Consider the following 3,489-nt stretch of genomic DNA (forward strand, 5'->3'; position numbering starts at 1 on the left):
CTTACCATAAAGTACTGCTGATAGATTCTAAGTAGCTGTCCGGCCTCATCACTGTCATCCGGATACAAGAACAATGTAAGGTTCTTAGCGATATCATGTTTATCAAAATTTATACCGTCTCTGATAATAGACTCGTCCACACTGTCAATATCAAAAAGATGTAATTTATTGCATTTGCTCTGATGATATCCCGGAACATCTATATCATACATAGTTGACTTTAATGTAAAATCTTTGAACGGAACTTCAAAGCTTACATCTGTTCTTGTAAGCCAGCTGTTATCTGTTATCCAAGGATTCTTATCTTCATACTGCTTGTTGTCTACAAACTTTTGTAAAAACAGTCCGTCGTGATAGTTTAATCCTACACCGTCACCGTTTAATCCCAGTGTTGCAATAGAGTCAAGGAAGCATGCAGCCAAACGTCCAAGTCCACCGTTTCCAAGTGAAGGCTCAGGTTCAACCTCTTCAACTGCCGTTATATCATGGCCGTTCTTGTCAAGTATCTCTCTTACCTCGTCAAACATTCCAAGGTTAATAAGATTGTTTGACAAAAGCTTTCCGATAAGGAACTCTGCTGATATATAGTAGAGCTTTCTGTTTCCTGTATTATGCTCCATGCCTTCCATCTTCTCTTTTGTAATTTTCAAAAGTGCTGTATAAATTTCCGCATCTGAAGCTGCCGCAATTTCCTTACCAAGCTTGTTCTTTAACATCTCTTCTAATGACATACTTTTATTCTCCTTTTTATATTAAATCCTGCGGATTAAAGTTCCGTTAGCTCCAAGTGTTTCCCCGTCAAATTCTCTTGAAAATAAGACATCTTTTCCCGAAGTTACTTTGATAGGCTCATCTGAAGCATTGATAAGAACTTCGATCCTATTTCCGTCTTCGTCAATTTTGATATATTCCACACATCTTCCATTTTCATAGTTATGTGGAAAGTGGAAATACGGACTTCTGCACATCTTTTCATTTCGCCTTAACATTATAAGGCTTCTCATAGTAGAAATTTTTTCTACATTTTCACCGCTGCCTATCTCACTCCACGGCATACATCTTCTGCAATCAGGATCATGTGCGCCCTCCATTGCTATCTCCGTACCGTAGTAGATACAAGGACTGCCCGGAAGTGTAAACAAAATCGCAAGCTGTTGATAAAACTTATCCAAATCATGGAATCGGTTCATCAGTCTCTCTGTATCATGTGAGTCAAGCAAATTGAATAATACATTGTTAGACTGCTGCATATACATTGTATAACAGCGATTTACCATGTACTCAAACTCCTGCTTTTTCATGGTCTTATCCAGGAAAAAGTCATGAATTCCGCTAAGCAGAGGATAATTCATCACAGAGTCGTATTCATCTCCCTGAAGCCACTGTATTGCATCATGCCAAATCTCTCCAAGCAGATAGATATCAGGCTTTATAGCCTTTAGATGCTCTCTTATCTTCTTCAAAAATCTGTGTGACACCTCATTGCCTACATCAAAACGGATACCGTCTATATCAAACTCTCTTATCCATTCTTCACAGATTTTACAAAAATAGTCTATGACCTCATTATTGTTGGTGTTCAGCTTCGGCATACCGTCAGTAAATGCAAAAGTGTAATACCTCTTATCCCTCGTATCTCCTCTTTTTGCAATATCATCCCAGTTTTCCACCATAAACCAGCCCGCATACTTTGAAGATTTACCTTTTTCAAGCACATCAAGCCATGGCTTAAATTTTCTTCCGCAGTGGTTAAACACAGCATCCACCATGATACGAATACCCTTGTTATGAGCCTCTTTGCAAAGTGCTTTCATTGTATCACCGTCTCCGAAAGAAGGATCTATCTTTGTATAATCGGTTGTATCATACTTATGATTTGATTCGGCCTCCATTATCGGATTCAAATAGATACCTGTTATTCCAAGATTTTGAAGGTAGTCAAGTTTTTGACGAATTCCTTCCAGATTACCTCCGAATTTCTCATAATTGGTTACACTGCCATGATCTCTCCAAGGCAAAATATCATCTGTATTTTTTTCAGGGGTACCGTTACAAAATCTGTCAGGAAATATCTGATACCAAATAGTGTCATTTACCCATGCAGGTGTAACATTTATATCCGACGGATTCATCCACGGCATAATGAAGCATTGCAACATTCTGCCGTCCATATGGAACTGATCCTCAGTTAAAAATCCGTCTTCAAAGTAATACCAAACACTGTCATGTGTATGCAGTTCAAAAAAATACTTACATCTTTTATATATCGGAGTAAGAGTTGTAGTCCACCATATCTGATTTGAAAGGCGTTTTTTATAGACTATCTCTTCTCTTTTTCCGGTCCACTTCTCGTCTCCGCCAAGTATTCCGGCCTCAAACGGGTCGCCATAGTGGATAAAGACCTGCTTAACATCATATCCTGTTTTTAAATTTATAATAAGTCTGTCCTTATCAAGAGGATAACTCATCTGTTCTGATGTTCTATGGTATACACCGGCAAATTCCATTATATCTCCTCTATTCTTTTCTTACCAAGTATCAATACACTTTGTTTTCCTACTTTTATAGGAGCCTTTGCAATTATGTTCTTTTTCCAAAGCATACTGTCATTGCCGTCACAAAGTACTTCAAATTCTTTATCCAAAGACTCAACTTCAAAGTCCTTATTTGACGCATTATAAATTACTTTAACCTGACTCCATAAAGAATTCTTATCATTATTTACAGTAAAGCCCACAATCTGCTTTTGCTTCCACATATCAGTGATATGCTTATAGCTGTTTTCGGATTTATCACAAAGCCCCGAAATTTGTTTTCTGAGTTCAATCAGACCTTTATAGTAGTCGACAAGGTTCTTATTCTTATATGCAAGTTCCCAGTCAAGTTTGTTCATCCCGATAGGCATATTGTAGGTGTTGTCAAGTCCGCCCTTTGTTCTGCAAAACTCCTCACCCGATAAGAAAAACAAGGTTCCCTGGCAAGTCATATAAATTGCGGCTGCCAGCTTGTTTAATCTCATTACCTCATCTTTACCGGCCGTATCACTCAGTTTATCCCACAGCGTCTGATTGTCATGTGCCGAAACATATGAAACTATCTGCGAAGGTGATTTCACACCTTTAAACTCTTTATTATACTTCGGGTTACACCATGCACCCACACTTGCAAGTATATCGTTTTCTTTGTTCTTGCCGCCGTTTACAAATCCGGCTTCTTTAGGTCTGAGTGCAGAACCCTTTATAGAATCTCTGGTATTGTCACAGAATGCTCCTATATTTTCATCTAAAAGAGCTATACTGTCTTTATTTGCAACTTTTTTATTATACTCTATGGCGGTATCTGTTGCAGACCAAGGCTCACCATAGATTATCTTTTCGCCTTTACCGTATATGATATCAAGTTCTTTTCTGATATTGTTCATCAAATCGGTATCAAGAAGTCCCATCAAATCAAAGCGAAATCCGTCAATATGATATTCCCTTGCCCAGT

Annotated in this window: 3 protein-coding genes; all 3 read right to left on the reverse strand. The window is 38.2% G+C overall.

Going from position 1 to position 3,489, the window contains the following annotated elements; all coding sequences use genetic code 11:
* Nucleotides 1-731: glycogen/starch/alpha-glucan phosphorylase (locus tag ACO6FI_RS13155; RefSeq protein ID WP_485457720.1), on the reverse strand; the 731-nt coding region annotated here is incomplete at its 3' end.
* Between the two features lie 21 nt (nt 732-752).
* On the reverse strand, nt 753-2,507 hold the full coding sequence (locus ACO6FI_RS13160; protein WP_485457721.1) for an alpha amylase N-terminal ig-like domain-containing protein: 1,755 nt from the start codon (nt 2,505-2,507) through the stop codon (nt 753-755).
* Nucleotides 2,507-3,489, reverse strand: a 983-nt coding sequence (locus tag ACO6FI_RS13165; protein WP_485457722.1) for an alpha-amylase family protein, incomplete at its 5' end; no start/stop codon positions are given. The genes ACO6FI_RS13165 and ACO6FI_RS13160, both read right to left, overlap by 1 nt.

The sequence above is a fragment of the Lachnoanaerobaculum sp. genome (assembly GCF_057250505.1).